The sequence below is a fragment of the Ensifer adhaerens genome, from assembly GCF_002940685.1.
Lineage (GTDB): Bacteria > Pseudomonadota > Alphaproteobacteria > Rhizobiales > Rhizobiaceae > Ensifer > Ensifer adhaerens_E.
This window is the reverse complement of sequence record NZ_PNFP01000013.1, coordinates 176,936-192,281: the sequence shown is the minus strand read 5'-3', so window position 1 is coordinate 192,281 and position 15,346 is coordinate 176,936. Positions and strand designations below refer to the sequence as shown.

General features: G+C 60.4%; 12 protein-coding genes. 3 read left to right on the top strand and 9 right to left on the bottom strand.

Annotated elements, in window-relative coordinates; translation table 11 throughout:
* Positions 1–26 precede the first annotated feature (26 nt).
* Both C1A35_RS24360 and C1A35_RS24355 read left to right on the top strand, forming a co-directional pair.
* Positions 27–1,931, top strand: coding sequence for a bifunctional sugar phosphate isomerase/epimerase/4-hydroxyphenylpyruvate dioxygenase family protein (locus C1A35_RS24360; RefSeq protein WP_104666841.1), 1,905 nt, complete (start codon positions 27–29; stop codon positions 1,929–1,931).
* A gap of 335 nt (positions 1,932–2,266) precedes the next feature.
* Positions 2,267–3,265: a septal ring lytic transglycosylase RlpA family protein gene (locus C1A35_RS24355; RefSeq protein ID WP_440271560.1), complete on the top strand. Its 999-nt coding sequence runs from the start codon at positions 2,267–2,269 to the stop codon at positions 3,263–3,265.
* 23 nt (positions 3,266–3,288) lie between these two features.
* Here the strand turns inward: C1A35_RS24355 and C1A35_RS24350 are convergent, their stop codons facing one another.
* Complete coding sequence (locus C1A35_RS24350; RefSeq protein WP_104666839.1) at positions 3,289–4,254, bottom strand: magnesium and cobalt transport protein CorA; 966 nt, start codon at positions 4,252–4,254, stop codon at positions 3,289–3,291.
* 226 nt (positions 4,255–4,480) lie between these two features.
* Between C1A35_RS24350 and C1A35_RS24345 the strand changes: the two genes are divergently transcribed.
* Positions 4,481–5,395, top strand: coding sequence for a DUF6929 family protein (locus C1A35_RS24345; RefSeq protein ID WP_104666838.1), 915 nt, complete (start codon positions 4,481–4,483; stop codon positions 5,393–5,395).
* 25 nt (positions 5,396–5,420) lie between these two features.
* On the opposite strand, the gene C1A35_RS24340 is transcribed toward C1A35_RS24345, so the two are convergent.
* From C1A35_RS24340 to C1A35_RS24305, 8 genes are all read right to left on the bottom strand, one after another.
* Positions 5,421–6,737, bottom strand: coding sequence for an SGNH/GDSL hydrolase family protein (locus C1A35_RS24340; protein ID WP_104666906.1), 1,317 nt, complete (start codon positions 6,735–6,737; stop codon positions 5,421–5,423).
* 7 nt (positions 6,738–6,744) lie between these two features.
* A complete protein-coding gene (locus C1A35_RS24335) occupies positions 6,745–7,494 on the bottom strand; it encodes an SDR family NAD(P)-dependent oxidoreductase (RefSeq protein ID WP_104666837.1) in 750 nt (249 codons plus the stop codon).
* 16 nt (positions 7,495–7,510) lie between these two features.
* The gene (locus C1A35_RS24330; protein WP_104666905.1) at positions 7,511–9,835 is read right to left on the bottom strand and encodes a DUF4962 domain-containing protein; all 2,325 of its coding nucleotides are present in this window, start codon (positions 9,833–9,835) and stop codon (positions 7,511–7,513) included.
* Positions 9,836–9,899: 64 nt separating this feature from the next.
* A complete protein-coding gene (locus C1A35_RS24325; protein WP_104666836.1) occupies positions 9,900–11,468 on the bottom strand; it encodes an extracellular solute-binding protein in 1,569 nt (522 codons plus the stop codon).
* Between the two features lie 39 nt (positions 11,469–11,507).
* A complete protein-coding gene (locus C1A35_RS24320) occupies positions 11,508–12,389 on the bottom strand; it encodes a carbohydrate ABC transporter permease (protein WP_104666904.1) in 882 nt (293 codons plus the stop codon).
* Between the two features lie 5 nt (positions 12,390–12,394).
* Positions 12,395–13,324 carry an ABC transporter permease gene (locus C1A35_RS24315; protein ID WP_440271559.1) on the bottom strand — a complete coding sequence of 310 codons (930 nt, stop codon included), beginning with the start codon at positions 13,322–13,324 and terminating at the stop codon, positions 12,395–12,397.
* 7 nt (positions 13,325–13,331) lie between these two features.
* Positions 13,332–14,447 carry an ABC transporter ATP-binding protein gene (locus C1A35_RS24310; protein ID WP_104666835.1) on the bottom strand — a complete coding sequence of 372 codons (1,116 nt, stop codon included), beginning with the start codon at positions 14,445–14,447 and terminating at the stop codon, positions 13,332–13,334.
* Positions 14,448–14,475: 28 nt separating this feature from the next.
* Positions 14,476–15,258: a GntR family transcriptional regulator gene (locus C1A35_RS24305; RefSeq protein ID WP_104666834.1), complete on the bottom strand. Its 783-nt coding sequence runs from the start codon at positions 15,256–15,258 to the stop codon at positions 14,476–14,478.
* Between the last annotated feature and the right edge of the window lie 88 nt (positions 15,259–15,346).

Below are 15,346 nucleotides of genomic sequence, written 5' to 3'. Positions count from 1 at the left end.
CCGAAAACGCAAACGAGGAACGAACGATGAAGACCTCGATAGCAACGGTTTCTCTCAGCGGCGATCTCAAGGACAAACTGCGTGCCATCGCCAAGGCGGGCTTTGCCGGGGTCGAAATCTTCGAGAACGATTTCCTCGCCTTTGACGAGAGCCCACGCGAAGTCGGACGGATGGTGCGCGACTTCGGCCTGGAGATCAGTCTGTTCCAGCCGTTCCGCGATTTCGAGGGCATGCCGGAGCCGCTGAGAGCCCGGACGTTCGACCGCGCCGAGCGCAAGTTCGACCTGATGCAAGAGCTCGGCACCGACCTGGTCCTTGTCTGCTCCAATGTCTCGCCGGCTGCCGTCGGCGGCATCGACAGGGCGGCCGCCGATTTTCGCGAGCTCGGCGAACGGGCCGCGAAGCGGCACCTACGCGTCGGTTACGAGGCGCTCGCCTGGGGGCGTCATATCAGCGATCATCGCGATGCCTGGGAAATCGTCCGGCGTGCCGATCATCCGAATGTCGGGCTGATCCTCGACAGCTTTCATACGCTGTCGCGCAAGATCGAGATCAATTCAATCCGCTCGATCCCGAAGGAGAAGATCTTCATCGTGCAGCTGGCCGATGCCCCGCTGATCGATATGGATCTGCTCTACTGGAGCCGGCACTTCCGCAACATGCCGGGTGAGGGCGACCTGCCAGTGACCGACTTTACCCGCGCGGTGGCAGCAACCGGCTATGACGGCTATCTGTCGCTCGAAATCTTCAACGACCAGTTTCGCGGAGGCAACGCCAATGCGATTGCCGTCGACGGATATCGTTCGTTGATCTACCTCGGGGACCAGGTCAAACGTGCCGAACCGGACATCCGTTTGCCGGTTCCCATGATGCCCCCGCGCGTCGACGTGAAGGGGGTTGCGTTCGTGGAGTTCAGTGCCTCGGACGAAGACGCAGGCGAGCTTGAAGCGCTGCTCGTTTCGATTGGGTTCAAAAAGGCCGCACAGCACCGGACGAAGCAGGTGGTGGTTTACCGCCAGGGTGCAATCAATCTGGTGGTCAACACCGAGCGGGAGGGCTTCGCCAGTGCTTCCTATCTCGTACACGGCACCTCCGCCTATGCCTTCGGCCTTCTGGTGGATGATGCGGCCGCGACTGTGGAGAGGGCACGGGCGCTTGGCGCCGAACCTTTCGAGCAGCCGGTCGGCCCGGGTGAACTCCTGGTTCCGGCGATCCACGGTGTAGGCGGCGGGCTCATATACTTCCTGGACGAAAAATCCGAACTCTCCCGGATCTGGGAGATCGAATTCGATCCGGTGCGCGACGAAGGCTCCGTCGTGCCGGCTGGACTGTCCGCTATCGATCACATCGCTCAGACCGTCAAATACGAGGAGATGCTGACGTGGCTGCTCTTCTACACATCGCTTCTCGAAGCGCATAAAACACCGATGGTGGACATCATCGATCCAGCCGGCATCGTTCGCAGCCAGGTCGTGGAAAACGACGCGGGTACACTGCGCCTGACGCTGAACGGCGCGGAGAACCGCAATACGCTGGCCGGCCGCTTCATCACCGAAACCTTCGGCTCCGGCGTACAACATCTGGCTTTTACCACCGAAGATATCTTCGCGACGGCGCAGGCGTTGCGGAAAAACGGCTTCAACGCACTGCCGATCTCGCCGAACTACTACGACGACGTCGAAGCCCGCTTCGGCCTCGATGCGGAACTTGTCGAGCGGCTGAAGTCCGAAAACATTCTCTATGACCGCGATGACGGCGGCGAATATTTCCAGCTCTACAGTCCAACCTTTGGCGAAGGGTTCTTCTTCGAGATCGTCGAAAGACGCGGCTATGGCGGCTACGGAGCCGCCAACGCCATCTTTCGCATCGCGGCACTGAGAAAGCACTTGCGGCCAGACGGGCTGCCGAAGAGCTGGTCGTCTAGCCGATAGCCTGGCTCCAGAGCTTATCGGCGCCAAGCCACCTTTCCATTGCCGGATCGCGATGATCGAAGAAGCGCTGGCCTTCTGGCCAAGTGAGCCGATCGCAGCGACCTCTCGTGGGCCTAATCGTGGAGGCGCCGCCACTTGATAGGATCTCCCTGCAGACGGGAGGATCGGAACCATTCGCTCAAGGCCGCATTCTAGAAAGGTATCACAGATGGAGCGGACCAAGCACGCCCCAGATTGCGCCTAGTGTCGACCAGCACTTAGCTGCTGTGCCGCCTGTCACGCGTATCCACTTCGCATTGCGGTCGCGTCGCCAGTTGCCGTCCATGGTGGATGGGATGGGAGATGAAGTAGGTGCGACCGTCAAAGTCATTCGCTGGTTGGCGATCGGGATGTTCTGTGCTTGCGGTGGCGCGTGCACCACCACATCAACGCCCGACATGAATAGAATGAAGGCGTATTCTCCCACCACGCAGCATCGCGTCGATGCGAGCGTGCGAGTTGCTTCCGGTCAAACCTCAAAGCGTGCCGGCCAATATGTCGTCGGCAAGCCCTATGTGGTCAAAGGCAAGCGTTACTATCCGAAGGAAGAGCCGAGCTACGATCGAAGCGGCGTTGCCTCATGGTACGGTCGGGTGTTTCAAGGGCGGCCGACCGCAAATGGCGAGACTTACGACGCGGGTCGCCTTTCCGCCGCGCATCCGACGCTGCCCTTGCCCAGCTACGTGCGGGTGACCAATCTCGAAAACGGATCGTCGGTCATCTTGCGTGTCAATGATCGTGGTCCTTACCGCAAAGGGCGTACGATCGATGTTTCCAGCAAGGCGGCAGACATGCTGGATCTGAAGCGTCGCGGTACAGCTTCCGTCCGTGTGCAATATGTAGGGCGCGCCGCCCTGGGCGGAGATGACATGGCGTTTCTCATGGCGTCAGTTCTGCGGAAGGGCCGCGGCCTCCGCGGCATCAATCGGCCAATCGGGGTGCAGGTCGCCGAAAAGCCGGCAGACGGGAACTCTGTCGAGCGCAACGTCCCGTTCGTCGAGGCGAAATCTGGCGGCAACTCTCCGGCTGCCTCGGGCTCAAGTGGGAAGCTCATGTATGTGCCCCGGCTTTTCAAGCCACGCGCGTCCGAATTCGTTGGCGAGGCAAGTCTTCTCGACGGAGCGGGGATTTATCCCGAATGCTGCTTGAACAGAGAGCGCGCCCCGGATGGACCGGATGGACATGCACTGCAGGCGTTTCTCCCGGCAGCTTTCGAACGCAAGAGCCGGCTGACTGGGGTGACTGGCGGACGCCGCCCTCGGCAAGGCGGCAACCCGCCAGCAGACCTTGCTTGAGCGGCGGGCAGAAACGCGTTCTGTTACAGCCAGCCGGACCTCTTGAAACGCCAGTAGAGTATCGTGCAAAGCGTCGCAATCACGCCGAGGACGGCGAAATAGCCATAGCGCGTGGCAAGCTCCGGCATGTTTTCGAAGTTCATCCCGTAGATACCGGCGATGGCAGTCGGCACCGCGAGAATGGCTGCCCAGGCCGCCAGCTGCCGTGTAATCGTTCCTTGGCGCTGCTGTTCCAGCAGATTGGAGGCTTCAAATACCGACGTCATGATCTCGCGAAGGCCGCCGACCAGACCTTCCACGCGCCTGACGTGGTCGTAGACGTCCTTGAAGAACGGTTTGGCATTATCGTCGATACATGGCAGCTCGAGGTGGGTCAGCTTTCCCACAACTTCCCCCATCGGTCCGAGAACGCGCTGAAAGCGGATGACGTGACGACGCATGCGGAAGATGCGCCTGATCTGCTCGGGCTGCAGGAACGATACGAGGACGTGTTTCTCGAGCTCCAGAACCTTGTCCTCGAGCGTTTCCACCACCGGCAGGTAACCGTCGACGACGAAGTCGATAATGCCATGGAGGACATAATCGGGGCCGTGTTCCAGAAGCTTCGGGGATTGTTCGAGCTGCAGACGCAGTTCCTTGTGGGAGCGGGCAGATCCATGGCGGACGGAAATCAGGTGGTGCTTTCCGACGAATATGCAGGTTTCGCCGTATGCGATCTTGTCGCCCTCAAGGTGGGCCGTCTTGACGATGACAAACAACTGGTCGCCGTAAATGTCGACTTTCGGCACCTGATTGCCGTTGAGAGCGTCCTCTACGGCGAGGGAATGCAGGCCGAACATCGCCTGGAGATAGGCCATCTCGTCAGCGGTGGGGTCAGTCAAGCCGATCCACGCGAACGCGTCGCCGGAAGCCTCGAACGGTTTGGTGGTGAGCGGTACTTCTTCTGCGCGCATGCCAGAACGATAAAGATAGGAGGCGACGACTGGCATTATCTTGTTTTCCGAGGTTGCGTTGGCTGCGGGCGCAGCGCTCTTGGATCGCGACTTTCGGGCCGAACCCGACGAACCGATTAGCAGGCAGCCTGAAGGAGGACAATGCGTCGATGCAGAGGTAAGTTGATTGGGCGGACGCCCGTACAGGGCAGCGTATTGCCGGCCTCTATGCTACCCACGCTCTGGAAATTAGCTCTACTCACCTCAACGAAGCGACCTGATCATGACGAAGCTTGAGAAGTTGCGCGACCTCGACATCGTTGCGAACTCATCTTTCCGAACCTCGCACTTGAGCGCCGCAAGCGGGCTCGTATGCCTTGATGCTGCGCTGTATGTGATCGCCGATGATGAACTGCATCTGGGAGTGTTTCCGGCTCGCGGCTCAGGGCCGGGTCACTTGATCCGCTTGTTCGACGGCGAATTGCCGGAGACCAAAAGCGATCGAAAGAAGCGCAAGCCTGATTTGGAAGCGCTGACCTTTATCCCTCCGTGCGCCGCTTTTTCATTTGGCGCCCTGTTTGCAGTCGGTTCAGGATCGCGGCCTAATCGCAAGCGAGGGGCCTTGCTCCGTCTCGATGCGAAAGGCGCGGTGGTCGATCCTCCGAAGAGCGTCGATCTTTCATTCATTCTTGATCCGCTTGCGAAGGAATTCGGCGAACTCAACATCGAGGGCGCGGCGATTGTCGGCCAGGAGCTGCGGTTGCTGCAGCGCGGCAACAGGCGTCCCAAGGACAACGCCATCGTTTCCTATCCGTTGTCTGCGGTGTTGGACGCTCTTGAGAACGATCGAGTTGATCCACTCGGGCCCAGTGCGGTCGACCGGTTTGATTTGGGCGCCATTGGCGGAACTCCGTTCGGCTTCACCGACGCCGCATCACTGCCCGGTGGCGAGATGATTTTCAGTGCTGTCGCCGAGAATACCGAGAATGCCTACCTCGACGGGCCGTGTCTCGGCGCTGGCATCGGCATCATTGGAAAACGGGGGGAACTCCTTGCCTTTGATCAACTCGAGTACCCGCACAAGATAGAAGGTATACATGCGAGACAGGAAGGCGACCTCGTGAAGCTTCTGCTTGTGACCGATGCCGACAACCCCGACATCCCTGCGGGCCTGTTTTCAGCACATATCGTCCGGTAGATCGCTGACGCTATTTGGGCGGGCTTCAGGCCGTCAGAGTTCGTGAGAACTCGAACATGCAAGGTGATTGGCGCAGCGGTTGCATGACCTGGCGTAGCTCCGGTGTCGAAAACCGCATGCTTGCCGGCTGCTTAGATGGAACAGCCTGTAGGCTGAGGCCAAACCGGAGATTTTGCGTGGCCGTTTTCAGCTTGATCGGCGGTGTCTTCAGGACGCCTGACCATGCCTCCTTGGGAAAGGCCGCGAGGTTTCCGTCGCCGAGATCAAACGGAGCCAGCGCCTGTGAAACCAGGCCCTCCGGCGCACCGTCTTCCAGAATGAGAGAAATGTCCCTCCAGCCGTCATGTGCCTCGACATCCACCTCCACACTTGCCTGCACCCAGGCGCCTGCCGGCAACGGATTGACGAAGGCGCCCGGAAGGATGTCGACGAAACATTCTCCGCCGGCCACACGGATCTCCTGCCAGTTCGACGCTCGGTCGGGCCGGGAGATGGTCCGACTTGCGGCCGCCAAACCCGGAGAAGCGGCCGGACCAGCGGCCAGCGGCCTGCAATCGGCAAGAAGCGGATCGGGCACGATGTTGCCGAGCGGGTTGTTGACGGCATCGAAACGATCGTCCTGCGCCCAAGTGCGAAGAGCGGACGGAGCAAGGAACCCACGTAGGTAAGCTGCCAATGCCTTGCCGACCGCATAGCCGCCTGGCACCGAGAAATGGGTGCCGTCGTCGGAAAAACCATCGTAAGGCACCCCATCGACCGAATGCGGATCCATCCAGATGGAATTCCAGTCGAAGACGTGGCAGTGCGGTCTTGTGGCTGCGAAGGCGAGGCTCTTCTGGTTGATCCAGTGTGCTTTTGCCCGTTCCGATCCGCCGGCGACCCATTTTTGTGTGCCCCGCGCAAGGATCGGCAGCAGGATCACCGTCTTTCCGGCTTCAATCAGCCGATCAACGATGGCCTCGCGGATCGACTGGATGACTTCCTTTGTCTCCACCATCATGTCGTTCGTGCCGGCATCGACGACGATCAGGTCAAAATCGAGCTTCAAGACCTCTTCGAGGCGCTCTGCGATGTCCCGGGCCTTCTGGCCCGAGACACCCGCGTTCAGTCCGCCGAAACCACGGGTGACGCCAACCCTGCCGCTCGGCTCCCAGCCGGGAAATACGCGCGGATCGTGAAAGACGGTGATGTCGAGCTGGCCGGCGGAGAGAACCTCCGCCCATGTCGCCCAGCCTCTGGCGCAGGAGTGGATGTGCCTGTCGCCTGCGTGGTGATTTTGCTGGACAAGCGACGTGCCGATGAGAGCGACGCGCTTGCCATGGATCGGAAATCGCACTGTCATGACCATGTCAGGAGAACAGCGTGCCGCCGTTCACATCGTAGCAGGCGCCGGTGATGAACGACGCCTCATCGGAGACCAGGAAGGCTACCAGGTTGGCGACCTCTTCCGATCGGCCTTCGCGCCTGACCGGCGTTGCGGCAGCGACGCGCTCCCGCACCTCCGGCTTGGTGAACGTGTCGTGGAAGGTCGTGGAGATCATGCCGGGGCAAACGGAATTGACGCGGATCCTCGGTCCGAGTTCCTTTGCAAGGCCACGCGTGAAGGTCATGACCGCCCCCTTCGAGGTAGTATAGGCCAGCGCACCCGGGCCACCACCATCGCGACCGGCCTGCGAGGCAAAGGTGACGATCGCGCCACCGTCGGCCATCGCAGGCACGGCCGCCTTGGATGCATTGAAGAGTGAAGTGAGATTGACGTCGATCACCTGCCGGAAGAACGCCTCGTCCATGTCCTGCAAGGTCTTGCGCGCCAAAAGCCCGCCGGCGACATGCACAAGCCCGTCCAGCCGACCGAACTCGGCGACTGCACTGTCGACAGCCGCTTGCGCATCGGCGGCCACGGTCATGTCGGCCCTGATGGCGATCGCCTTGCCGCCGGAAGCCGCTATCACCTTCACGCATTCTTCGGCGCCAGCCGCCGAGCCAAAATAGGTGATGGCGACCTTTGCGCCGTCGCTGGCGAGCCTCTCGGCGCAGGCCTTGCCGATGTCGCGGCCGCCGCCGGTTACCAGGATGACCTTGTCCTTCAATCCGTTCATGACATTTCCTTTCCAATCAGAAGTTTTTGGGGATGACGATGCGCAGCTGGTTGTCGTCGACATCGGTGAAATAGAGGTCGGCGCTGAAGCCCTGGTCGTCGACGAAGTGAAAGACCCGCCGAGGTTCGCTGAGGGCATAGGGAACGAGAAGCGTCACCAGCGTCTGCTTGGTGGCGGCCGGAAGCGTTGCCTCGATGTGATACTGGGTCGCCAGGCCTTCGATTTCGGTCGGATCGACGCCTTCGAAACCTTCGACCATGCGTATCTGCGGCGGCCCTGCGGTTGAAAACACGAACTGCCCGTAGAGTCCTGCCCGCTTGCCGGTCAGGCGGAAACTATTGCTGCCGACGTCCATTGGATGGGCGGAGTGGAACAGCCATTTGAGGGGCTGTGGTTCGGCGCATTCGACGCGATCGACGATGACGAGAAAGTCGCTGCTGGCGAAATGGATGTCTCGCTCGACCCTCAGGACCAGCGGATTGTTCGCCCGATAGGCCGCCGTGGCATCGCCGCTGATGAAGACATGCGTCGGCTCCTCACGCACCGCCGTGATCCGACCTCCCGCCTTCTTGCCGATCGCCTTGTCGCCTTCGGCGTATTGCCCGCTGTCGCCTATGAGAATGGCGTTCTTGGATATGGTCTGCCGGCGCCAGCGGCGATGCATGGTCGAGTTGAAGGCGACATAGTAACCGCTCTGTATCGCCAGATCTTCGCCGAAGGCATAGAGCAGGAATGCGTTCTGGTCGCCGTGACTGTGGCTCAAGGAACCAAAGGGGCTGCTCTTGAACAGGAACTGGACGTGGCGATCGGGATCGTCCATGTGTTTCTGGATCGCAACCCAGCCGATCTCCCTGAACCACTTGACCGGCGGCAGGTCGGCAGGCGCCTTTGCCTCGACTTCAGGGTAATCGTGCCGATAGACCAGCTCGTCGAAATTGAGGTCCCACCAGCCGTAGTTATAGAATTCCATGGCGGTACCGGCGGCATCCGCCTTCAGCCGCTCGAAATACCACTGGTAATGGGCGTTGCCGGTGACGCCGGCAAACTGGCGGACATTGTAGCCAACCTTGAGGCCGGGTGGATCGCCGAGGGTGGAATCATCTCCGAAGCAGGCTCGCTTCGTGCCCGGCGCTTTCGTGTAGAGCGGAAAATCACCTGTCTTCTGGAAGAACGGGCGCCGATAGAGATCGACCTTCATGAAGTTTCGGATGAGATTGGCGGCTTCCGTCAGATAGGCGATGCCGGTCATCCAGTAGTGCGGACCCTCCGCCCACCCGCCATCGCTGTCGCCCCAGGGCGAATAGAGGGTGAAGAGAAATTCGACCGTATAGTCCAGCCAGCCCTCGGCTTCCTTTTCCTCGCCGGCGAGCGCGATACAGGCGGCGGTGAGGGCCGCCGAAAGCGAACGCACCGCGTGACTGTCATAGGGAAAAACGTGGATGCGCGCGCGCCAGATCACGTGGTCTGAGACTTCACGTGTTCGCGCAAGGAGCACGCGACGCACCCGCTCTCGCTCGTCTTCGTCGAGATGATCGTGTAGCCAATCGTAGCCCCAGGCGAGCGCGGTCACCACGCGGAACGCTGCCTCGTCATTATAGGAGCGGGCCGTTGCCCCCTGCGGATCCCAGGCCGCTACTGACAGCAGCCAGTCCTTGGCCCGTGCGATCATGTCTGCGTCATCCAGGATGACGCCGGCAATCGCCAGGTGCCGGATGGCATAGATCGCCTCCTGGCAGTCGATGTACATCTGCCGCCAGAGCTTGGCGGTGCGCACATTGTCCGGGTAGCGTAGCGGTTCGGCGATCGGGCTCCGCGAGAGCCACGGCTCCACCGAGTTCATGTAGAAGGTCTTCCAGCCGCAGCAGTCGGGATCCCCGCTCAGCCGGCCGCGAAAATCGGTGATGCCATCCGGATTGAGCCACAGGCGGGGATGGCGAAGATCCATGGTGTTGCGTCGCGCCGTCGCGCGCGGCAAAGCCGTCTCGGGCAGTCCCGGCTTGAGCGTGAATTCACGCACGCTGCTCCAATCGGAGGCGACACGCTTTTCGGTATCGTCCCAGAGAGCAAACGACCAGCAGTAGGATCCGGGCTCAAGGGTTGTATCCGGGGTGAAGAAGTTCCAGGCAATATTGTCGAAGACCAGCGTCCGTTCCGGCGCAAAGCCCGCATCGCTGGAAATCCGCGCCACATAGCGCGCATCGTCGTTCAGGTCCGGCAGCCAGCTGAACCGGGGCGGGTTCTCGACATAGGCGTCGCCGGCCGGCTGATAGCCGATCGTCAGGGTCCCGGGTTTCGGCTCGTCGAGATATTGCAGGCGGGGTGCTTCAGCGGCTTTGGGCATCGAAATGACGTCCTTTGAATACGTGACAGAGGCGGGCGCGGACCGGCCGCGCCCGGTAATCGGGTCAGTTCTTTCCGTATTGGCGATCATAGGCCGCCTGCATCACCTCGGTGACCTTGGCGTAGCCAAGCTGGTCGAGGCGGGCGACGTAGCCGTCCCAGGAGGCATCGACATCCTGGGCTCCGAGGACCCAGGTCTGCTGCATTTCCATCATGTAGGTGAGAAGGCTCGGCCAGTACTTGTCGTAAACGGCGCGCTCGTCGCTGTTCATGGAGACGCCGGTGAACTCGGGCTGCAGAAGCCCTGGTTCCTTCTCGTACATGGCGATCCCGTCGAGAGCCATCTTGTTCGTCCATTGCTCCTCGGAGGCATAGGCGGCCCAATAGCCACGCGGCACGCCGGCGCCGATTTCCCACATCTGAGCGTTCACCGGCTTGGGATTGTGAAGGACGGTCTGCTTATAGACGGGCTTGCCATTGACCATGTCGTAGGTCTCGCCCTCGATGCCCCAGTTCGACAGGATCCGGCCCTTTTCGGAGAACCAGAAGTCGAAGTACTTGATCGTCTCGACCGGGTGCTGGTTCGAATAGGAGATCGCCCAGCCTGCCGGCTGAACGGTCGCACGCCGGCTGTCCTCAAAGCGTCTCCCGGACACGGTCTTCGGCGGCAGCATCGGCGCGAAGTTAATGCCTGGAATGCTGTCCTTCAGAGCGTCGGTGTAGTTGGACGTGCTTGCGAACCAGTCGTGCGTCATGCCCCCGATATTGTTGCCGAGCATGTATTCACGCACCCGAGCGCCACGGGTGAACACCTCCGTGTCGATCAGGCCTTCCTTGAACCACTGCGCAACTTTGGAGATACCGGTCCTGTAGGTCGGTGTCGTCCAGGGATGCGCAACCTTGCCGTCTTCGATCATGAAATCGCCATAGCGTTCCGAGCCGGACACGCGGGCATCCCACATGTTGATCAGCCGCACCGCTTCGATCGGCTCGCGTGCGAAGTAGGGAACCTCATCCTTCTTGCCGTTGCCGTTCGGGTCCTTCTCGCGGAACGCCTTGAGAACGGCATAGAGCTCGTCGACGTTTTCCGGAACCTTCAGGCCCAGCTTGTCGAGCCAATCCCGGCGGATGAACCAGGCACGCGAAAATTCGCCCTCGGGCACATAGGGGATGAAGTAGATGTGACCATCAGGCGCGCTGATTGCCTGGCGCACGATCGGATGCTCGTCGAAGAACCTCTTGAGGTTGGGGGCGTTCTCCTTAATCAGATCATCCAGCGGCATGAAGGCGCCCTCCATGCCATAGCGGATGAAATCGTCCTTAAGCCCGCCGGTGACGTCGCCGCCAACGATGTCCGGCAGATTGCCGGAGGCCATCAGCAAGTTGAACGCATCGCGGCTGCTGCTGGTTGCGAGCGAGGCGACATTCTTCACGTGGATGCCGGTCCATTCGGCCGCCTTCTTCTCGACAGGCCAGTCTTCCGTGTAGACGTATTTGTCGCGGAAATGGAAATGGATCGTCAGTTCTAGCGGATCGTCTGTAATCTTCGTTGAGGCGTCTTGCGCATAGGCAGGGCCGGATTGCAGCAACGCACAGGTGGCGAGCAACGCCAGCGTGTCTCGAAAATATCTCATTCCATTCTCCTCCTTAAACAGAATTGACTGAGACGGCCGTTATTCTTTCACTCCACCAAGGGTGATGCCCCTGTTGAAGTATTTCTGGATGCTTGGATAAATGAGCAGCACCGGAATGATCGAAGCGATCATGATCGCCGCGGTGACGGTCTCGAACGAGTAACGAGACGTGAGCAGGCTGCTTGCAAACTCGTCGTTGGCCGTGAGATCGACGATGATGCGCTTGAGGTAGAGTTGAAGCGGTATCTTCTCCTCGCCGCGCAACAGCACCATGGCCCAGAAGTAGCTGTTCCACCTGGAAACGATGCAGAACAGCGCGACCGTGATGATCGCCGGTTTGGACAAGGGGATGAAAACCTTCCAAAGCAGCTGGAACTCGCTGGCGCCATCCATCTTGGCGGCTTCCTCGAAGGATTTCGGCACGGCCTCGAAGAAGTTGCGTAGCAGGATGACGTTGAAGGCGTTGCAGGCGAAGCCGATGATGATGCCGAAGCGCGAATCGAGCAGCCCGAGATCCCGCATGTTCAGGAAGAACGGGATCATGCCGGCGTTGAACCACAGGGTGAACGCCACCATCAGGTTGAGGATCTTGCGCCCCCTGAGCCGGGCACGCGACAACGCGTAGGCGCCGGGGATCATGATCGCGAGACTGACGGCCGTACCCCCGAAGGTGTAGATGAAGGTATTGCCGTAGGCTATCCAGAAGAGCCGATCCGAAAGAACGAACTCGTAGGCAGCAAGTGTCAGGTCTTTCGGCAAAAGCACGACCTGCCCCGAGGTGACCGCGGCACCCGATGAGATCGACACTGACAGGATGTAGATGAACGGGTACAGCGTCGAGAGGACGAAGAGCCCGATCAGGGTTGCGTTCGCATATCCGAAGATCCGGTCGCCGCGGGAATAGAGATTGAAGCTGGCCATGACGATCACCAGAGCGAGGTTGTCGAAACCTTCCGGCTGATCCGGTTGGCTGCGAAGACGAGAGCGAAGGCGATGACCGCATTGAAGAGGCCGGCGGCGGTGGCAAGGTCGTACTGCGTACCCTGCAGACCCGTCCGGTAGACATAGGTCGAGACGACGTCGGCGGTGCGGTAGGTTGCCGGCTGGTAGAGCAGGATGATGTACTCGAACCCGACCTCGACGAGGTTGCCGATGCGGATGATCAGCATGATGATGATCGTCGGGAGGATGCATGGAAGCGTGATGCGCCACATCATCTGCCAGCGCGACGCGCCATCGACCCGGGCCGATTCATAGAGCGTCGGACTGATGCCGGCGATTGCCGCGAGATAGACGATCGATTCGAAGCCTGCTTCCTTCCAGACGTTCGAGCCGATGAAAATCGTGCGGAACCATTCCGGCTGGGTGAGGAAATAGACCCGGTCGAGACCGAGGCTCGACAGAATGAGATTGACCACGCCGGTCGTCGGAGACAGCAGGTTGATTACGATGCCCGCGACGATCACCACCGAGATGAAGTGGGGCAGGTAGACGATGGTCTGGGAGAACCTGCGGCCCAACTCGCTCTGAAGCTCGTTGAACATGATGGCGAGCACGATCGGTACGGGGAAGGCGAAGATCAGCCCGAGGCCGCTGATGGTGATCGTATTGACGAATGCGCGGATGAAGATCTGGTCGCCAAGCAGGGTGCGAAAATTCTCGAGACCCACCCAGGGACTTCCGGCGATACCGCGGAACGGGCTGAAATCCTTGAATGCGATCTGCAGCCCTTCCATGGGCTTGTAGAGGAAGAGCACAATCCAAAGGAGCATCGGAAGGATGAGCAGGTAAAGTTGCCAGTCTTTCCGGAGGTCCTCGCCAAGGCGCTTTAAATATCCAGCGATCATCGATGTCATCCTCGCCTCACGCATGACCGTTGACGGCTTTGCCGCTCTCGGCGTCGAAGACATGAAGGCGACCCACCGGTATCTGCAGCCTGCCGATTTGCGAGAGCGCCTCGACATCGGCGGGCGTTTCGATCTTGGCGACGATCGGTTGGCCGGAAATCCTGGTATGCAGCAGAGCCTCGGACCCAAGCGGCTCTACGAGGTCGACTGTCGCGGCGATTTCCTGGACGTCCCCGCTCGCGTCATTGCCGACCGCGACGTGCTCGGGCCGGAGGCCGACCAGGATACGTTGATCGGCGCGCAGGGATGTGCCGATTGCCTTCGGTAATCTGAGGAGGGCGGCTTCCGGGTCGGCGGCGTCTATGCGCGCCATCGGCTCGCCGTCCACGCAGACGACTGTTGCGCGCAGGAGGTTCATCGGTGGTGAACCGAGAAAGCTTGCAACGAAGGCATTGGCCGGTTTGAGGAAAAGCTCCATCGGTGTGCCGACCTGTTCGACGCGGCCGCCGTTCATGACGACGATGCGGTCTGCCAGCGTCATCGCCTCGATCTGGTCGTGGGTGACGTAGATGCTGGTGACGCCCATGCGTTTGTGAAGCCGCTTGATCTCCGCGCGCATCTGGGTGCGAAGCTTGGCGTCGAGGTTCGACAAGGGCTCGTCGAACAGGAAGACTTGCGGCTTGCGGACGATCGCCCGTCCCATGGCGACACGCTGCCGCTGGCCACCGGACAGGTCCGCGGGCTTGCGTGCAAGGTAAGGCGTGAGGTCGAGGATAGCGGCCGCTTCCTTGACGGCCGCTTCGATCACGTCCTTCTTTTCCCGCCTTACCCGCAGGCCGAACGCGATGTTTTCAGCGACATTGAGGTGGGGATAAAGCGCGTAGTTCTGGAACACCATCGCTACGTCGCGGTCCTTTGGCGCGACCCGGTTGACGAGCCGCCCGCCGATCGAGACCGTTCCGCCGGAAATCTCCTCCAGACCCGCCACCATCCGCAAGGTCGTGGACTTGCCGCATCCCGACGGCCCGACGAGAACGACGAACTCCCCGCGTTCGACATTCAGGTTTACAGAGTGCACGACTTCGAGTGCGCCGTAGCGTTTCACTACGTCGTTCAATTCCACTGCAGACATTTCAGCTTTCCTCCCGACGGCGCCTTCCTCAGGTCAGGCTGCGCCGTGGTTTCCGTTTTTCTGTTGTGGTTGCATTGATCGATTCGATGTAGCTCCACAGCTTCGGATCGCGTGAAAGCTCCGTGATCTTGGCCTCGAGAGAGCCAAGATGCCGGGTCATCGCGGCCACCGCTTCGTCCGGAGATGCGGCCCTTATCGCATCGACGATATCGCGGTGTTCGTGGATGACCTCGCCTGTCCTGCGCACGCCGAACACCATCTTCAGATGGCGCATACGGTCTATCTCGCCCTTGGCCTGATTGACGAAGGCCCAGACGCCGCCGAGCCGCGCCGTCGAAAAGATCGCCCGGTGAAAGTCTTCGTCCAGCTCGAAGAAGCGCGTGTAGTCTTCGCTTGCGACAGCCTCGATCTGCTGGTTGAGAGAGAGTTCCAACCGTCCAAGATCTTCCAGCGTATGTCTCTTGGCGGCCTCCGCCGCCGCCCCGGATTCAAGGCGAAAACGAATGAAGCAGGCCTCGATGTAGCGCTGTACCTCAATCGTCGCGACGAAGGTGCCGCCCTGCGGAACGACCTTGACCAGGCCCTCCTCGGATAGCCGGATGATCGCCTCGCGCACCGGGGTCTTGGAGACGTTGAGGATCGCGGCCACTTCCTTTTCCGGTAGCGCCCGTCCGGGCAGAAGCCGGACCTCGACGATCAATTGTCGAAGCAACCGATAGACTTTGGCCGTGGTGTTGCCCGGCCCCTCCTTCGGAAACGTGCGAAGCAATTCTTCCAGGGGCAAGGCGGGGATTTCGACAATCTGAGACATATCTTTTCGCAAACTGATATCTTAGTTATGAGAGTGATGTCTCATTTCCCGGATGTCAAGGCGAAATCTGAGTCAAGATTTTGGTTCG